The organism is Streptomyces sp. SID5785 (assembly GCF_009870065.1).
Lineage (GTDB): Bacteria > Actinomycetota > Actinomycetes > Streptomycetales > Streptomycetaceae > Streptomyces.
In genome coordinates this window covers 1-4,304 of the sequence record NZ_WWIA01000764.1, presented here as the reverse complement: position 1 = coordinate 4,304, position 4,304 = coordinate 1, and the positions used below count along the sequence as shown (strand labels likewise).

The 4,304-nt window shown below is 73.7% G+C and carries 6 protein-coding genes; 4 read left to right on the top strand and 2 right to left on the bottom strand.

Annotation, left to right across the window (positions count from 1 at the left end; genetic code table 11):
* On the bottom strand, window positions 1–410 hold a 410-nt coding region (locus GTW43_RS25105), incomplete at its 3' end, for a class I SAM-dependent methyltransferase (RefSeq protein ID WP_161304286.1).
* A 443-nt stretch (window positions 411–853) separates the two neighbouring features.
* On the opposite strand from GTW43_RS25105, the gene rho reads away from it, so the two are divergent.
* Window positions 854–2,002, top strand: a complete 1,149-nt coding sequence (gene rho, locus GTW43_RS25100) for a transcription termination factor Rho (RefSeq protein WP_237536804.1) — start codon at window positions 854–856, stop codon at window positions 2,000–2,002.
* 25 nt (window positions 2,003–2,027) lie between these two features.
* Here the strand turns inward: rho and GTW43_RS25095 are convergent, their stop codons facing one another.
* Window positions 2,028–2,666 carry a dihydrofolate reductase family protein gene (locus tag GTW43_RS25095; protein WP_161304284.1) on the bottom strand — a complete coding sequence of 213 codons (639 nt, stop codon included), beginning with the start codon at window positions 2,664–2,666 and terminating at the stop codon, window positions 2,028–2,030.
* A gap of 129 nt (window positions 2,667–2,795) precedes the next feature.
* Between GTW43_RS25095 and GTW43_RS25090 the strand changes: the two genes are divergently transcribed.
* The 3 genes from GTW43_RS25090 to GTW43_RS25080 form a co-directional block, all read left to right on the top strand.
* Window positions 2,796–3,287, top strand: coding sequence for a GNAT family N-acetyltransferase (locus GTW43_RS25090; RefSeq protein ID WP_161304283.1), 492 nt, complete (start codon window positions 2,796–2,798; stop codon window positions 3,285–3,287).
* Window positions 3,288–3,352: 65 nt separating this feature from the next.
* Complete coding sequence (locus tag GTW43_RS25085; RefSeq protein WP_161304282.1) at window positions 3,353–3,874, top strand: inorganic diphosphatase; 522 nt, start codon at window positions 3,353–3,355, stop codon at window positions 3,872–3,874.
* A gap of 85 nt (window positions 3,875–3,959) precedes the next feature.
* Window positions 3,960–4,304, top strand: a 345-nt coding sequence (locus GTW43_RS25080) for a CoA transferase (protein ID WP_202501912.1), incomplete at its 3' end; no start/stop codon positions are given.

The following is a 4,304-nucleotide window of genomic DNA, read 5'->3' as shown; positions in this document are numbered from 1 at the left end:
AGCGCGGGCTGCTGCGCGGGAAGGAAGTGCCCGAACGCGCCGAAGCTGACGGCGAGATCGAAGACCGGGCCGAACGGCAGCGCGAGGGCGTCCCCGCGCACGTACGCGGCGGCGGGCTCGGCGTCGCGCGCGACCCGGAGCATCCCGCCGCTGAAGTCGAGACCGACCGTGGTGCCCGTGCAGACCTCACGCAGGACGCCCAGTCCCGCGCCGGTGCCGCAGCACAGGTCGAGGCCGGTCCGGTACGGGCCGAGCCGGCGCAGGGCGCGGGTGACGGGGGCGAGCACGGCGTCCGGGGTGCGGAACGGCGTGTGGTCGAACGCCGGCGCCAGCAGGTCGTAGCCGTGCTCGACCGAGGACAGCGCCTGAACGGCCAGCTCGCGGAGGGTGGGGCCCTGGGAGGAGAACATCGCGGATCAGCATAGAGCGGCCGCCCGGCGGGGCGGGGGCTTGCCGCGACACGGGGTCGGGGTGGTACGGTCTGTGCAGTACGTGTGCTGGCCCGTCCGGGCCGCCGGTACGGATTTCCTTCTTCACGTCCCGCGTATCGCGCTTCGGCCGCGACTGCGGTGCCTCACTTCGTTTCGTTTTCTCTTCGCGCAGGTCTTCTCGGCGCTCGCTCTCGCAGCGCCGGTGCTCCCGGCGCATGTTCTCCTCGTGCAGTGGTCCGCACACCGTCTGCACGTTCTGCCTGGTCACGGGTTTCTGTCGGGTTCCACCCGGCCCAGTACCAGGCCTCTCCCGGCCGCGGGTCTTCTGCCCGCGCGGGGCCTGACCGATGCGGCCCCCGCTCTTCGCCGGACTCCTCCCCCACCCGCCTCCGTGCACCTCCGTCCTCGAAAGGACCCCCACCATGACCACCCTCGCACCCGAGAAGCCCGTCACGACCGCCACACCGGTCCGGGCCCACGGCGTCCTCGACATCGGCCCCGGCGGGGCCGGGTTCCTGCGCGCCCCCGATCTCCTTCCCACCTCCCACGACGTCCAGGTGCCCGCCTCGCTCGTGCGCCGGCTCGGCCTGCGCCGGGGCGACCTCGTCGACGGGACCTGCGCCAGGGCGCGTGGCGCCCTGACCACGGTCGACACCGTCGACGGGCTGCCCGCAGAGGCCGCCCGGCAGCGTCCCCGGTTCGCCGATCTCACTCCCCTGCACCCCGCCGAGCGGCTGCGCATGGAGAGCCCCGGCGGCGGGCTCGCGGGCCGCGTCGTCGACCTGTTCGCCCCCGTCGGCAAGGGGCAGCGCGGCCTCGTCGTCGCGCCCCCGAGGACCGGCAAGACCGTGCTGCTGCAACAGCTGGCCGCCGCCGTCGCCACGAACCACCCGGAGGCCCACCTCATGGTGGTGCTCGTCGACGAACGCCCCGAGGAGGTCACCGACATGCAGCGCTCCGTGCGCGGCGAGGTGTTCGCCTCCACCTTCGACCGCCCCGCGAAGGCACACATTGCCCTCGCCGAACTGGCCGTCGCCCGCGCCCAGCGCCTCGTCGAACGCGGCCGCGACGTCGTGATCCTGCTCGACTCGCTGACCCGGCTGTGCCGGGCGCACAACAACGCCGCGTCCGCCGGCGGCCGCACGCTGTCCGGCGGTGTCGACGCCGGTGCGCTCCAGGGCCCGAAGCGGCTGTTCGGCGCGGCCCGCAACACCGAGGAGGCCGGCTCGCTCACCATCCTCGCGACCGCCCTCGTCGAGACCGGCTCCCGCGCGGACGACTTCTTCTTCGAGGAGCTCAAGAGCACCGGAAACATGGAACTCCGCCTGGACCGTTCCCTCGCCCAGCACCGGGTCCACCCCGCCGTGGACCTCGCGCCCTCCGGCACCCGCCGCGAGGAACTCCTGCTCGGCGCCGAGGAGTCGGCGGCGGCACACGCCCTGCGCCGCGCCCTGGGCCGGCGCGACGACCGGACCTCGTACGAGGCGCTGCTCGAGCGGATGCGGCAGACGCCGGACAACGCCACGTTCCTGCGCCAGGTCCGCTCGGCCGACCCCGCGCCCGCGGCCTGATCCGCCGGGCGGCCCCCTGGCCCCCCTAATCGACCGGGCCGCGCTCCGGTGCGGCCATGTCCCCGGTGGCGGGCGTGCCGTCGGCCAGGCCGTAGCGCAGGTGGACGGTGCCCTTGGGGCTGACGGCGGGCGGCTCGAGGAGCGTGAGGTTCGTGGGCACGGCGCCGTCCTCGAACAGCTTCTTGCCGACGCCGAGCACGATGGGGTGCACCCACAGGTGGAGCCGGTCGAAGAGCTTCTCGCGCAGCAGTGTCTGCACGAGGTCCAGGCTCCCGACGACCTTGATGCGCTCGTGCCGCTCCCTGATCTCCCGGACGGCCGCGGGCAGATCGGGGCCGAGCAGGGTGGAGTCCGCCCAGGACAGGTCGGGCTCGCCGCGCGAGGCCACGTACTTCGGGATGCTGTTGAAGAGGTCGGCGATGCCGCCGTCCGGGCCGCCCTTCTGGTGCGGCCAGTACGCGGCGAAGATGTCGTAGGTGCGCCGGCCGAGCAGCAGGGCGTCGGTGCCCGCGTAGGACGCGTCGATCTGCGCTCCGGCCGTCTCGTCGATCAGGGGTGCCTGCCAGCCGCCGAACGGGAAGCCCTCCGGATCCTCGTCCGGACCGCCGGGCGCCTGCCCGACGAGATCCAGGGTCGCGAACGTCTCGATGTCGATGAGGCCCATGGCATGCTCCCGGTGTCCGGTGCGCTGCGCACACTCTGTGCCGTTAATGACTGTGGCAGGGTCGCGGACTCATCGCCGGGCACGGCACCGGCCGCGGATCGCTCCCGCGCGATGCGTGATACTCGCTGTATGACATCAGGGACGACGCGTCCCGGCCGCCGGCCGGAGGTGGTGGTGCGGCGGGCCGTCGCCCGCGACGCCAGGCGCCTCACCCGTATCGTGCGCGGCTCGCGCGCCTACGAGGGGAAGTACGCCGCGATGGTCGCGGACCACCGCGTCCGCCCCGGCTACATCGAGGCGCACCGGGTCTTCGTCGCCGTCGACCGCGCGGACGGGCGCGTCCTCGGCTTCTACGCCCTGCTGGTCGACGCGGCCGAGCTGGATCTGATGTTCGTCGCGGACGACGCCCAGGGCCTCGGCATCGGCCGGCTGCTCGTGCGCCACCTGTGCGGCGAGGCGCGGGCGGCCGGGCTCGACCGCGTCCGGGTCGTCTCGCACCCGCCCGCCGAGGGGTTCTACCGGAGCACGGGCGCCCGCCGCACCGGAACCGCGCCCGCGAACCCGCCGGCCGTCCCCTGGGAGCGCCCCGAACTCGAATTCGCCGTTCCGTCCGACGCCTGAGGGGTTCACACTCCGCCCCGCCCGGCGCACACTCGGGGACGTCGGAATGGGGCAAGGAGGCCACATTGGGCACGCTCGACAGCGAAGGGCCGCGCGCCGGCGAGGCGTTCGACGTGATCGTGGAGATCCCGCAGGGCTCCCGGAACAAGTACGAGATGGACCACGACCTGGGCCGCATCAGGCTCGACCGGATGCTCTTCACCTCGACCCAGTACCCCGCGGACTACGGCTACGTCGACGGCACGCTCGGCGGCGACGGCGACCCGCTGGACGCCCTCGTGCTCACCGGCGGCGACGCGACGTTCCCCGGCTGCGCCGTGGAGTGCCGGGCCATCGGGATGTTCGTGATGAGCGACGAGAAGGGCCCGGACGAGAAGGTGCTGTGCGTCCCCGCCCACGATCCGCGGCACACCGAGGTCCGCGACATCGAGGACATCCCCGAGTTCGACCGGCTGGAGATCACCCACTTCTTCGAGGTCTACAAGGACCTGGAGCCGGGCAAGTCGGTCGACGGCTCGCACTGGGAGGGGCGCGACAAGGCGTACGAGGAGATCGCCCGGGCCCGGCGGCGGCACGCCGGACACTGAGCCGCCCGCGTCGCATACCGTGCGCGGGACAGCGCGCGGCGCCCCGGCGCCGCGCGGCACCGCCCGAGCACGGAGGACGTCCCCCATGAGCACGGCCCGCCTGCCCCTCGAGGGCCTCACCGTCGTCAGCCTCGAACAGGCGGTGGCCGCGCCGTTCGCCACCCGGCAGCTCGCCGACCTCGGCGCCCGCGTGATCAAGGTGGAGCGGCCTGGCGGCGGCGACTTCGCGCGCCGCTACGACGAGACGGTGCACGGCCAGTCCAGCCACTTCGTGTGGCTGAACCGGTCCAAGGAGTCCGTCACGCTCGACGTCAAGACTCCGGACGGGCGCGAGGCGCTGGAGCGGCTGCTGGCCCGCGCGGACGTCTTCGTGCAGAACCTCGCGCCGGGCGCGGCTGCCCGGCTCGGCCTGTCCGCCGACGCGCTCGCA

Excerpts from the sequence above, each read along its gene's own strand:
- GTW43_RS25090 (WP_161304283.1), top strand. The coding sequence starts at position 2,796 with ATGACATCAGGGACGACGCGTCCCGGCCGCCGGCCGGAGGTGGTGGTG.
- rho (WP_237536804.1), top strand. The coding sequence starts at position 854 with ATGACCACCCTCGCACCCGAGAAGCCCGTCACGACCGCCACACCGGTC.
- GTW43_RS25095 (WP_161304284.1), bottom strand. The coding sequence starts at position 2,666 with ATGGGCCTCATCGACATCGAGACGTTCGCGACCCTGGATCTCGTCGGG.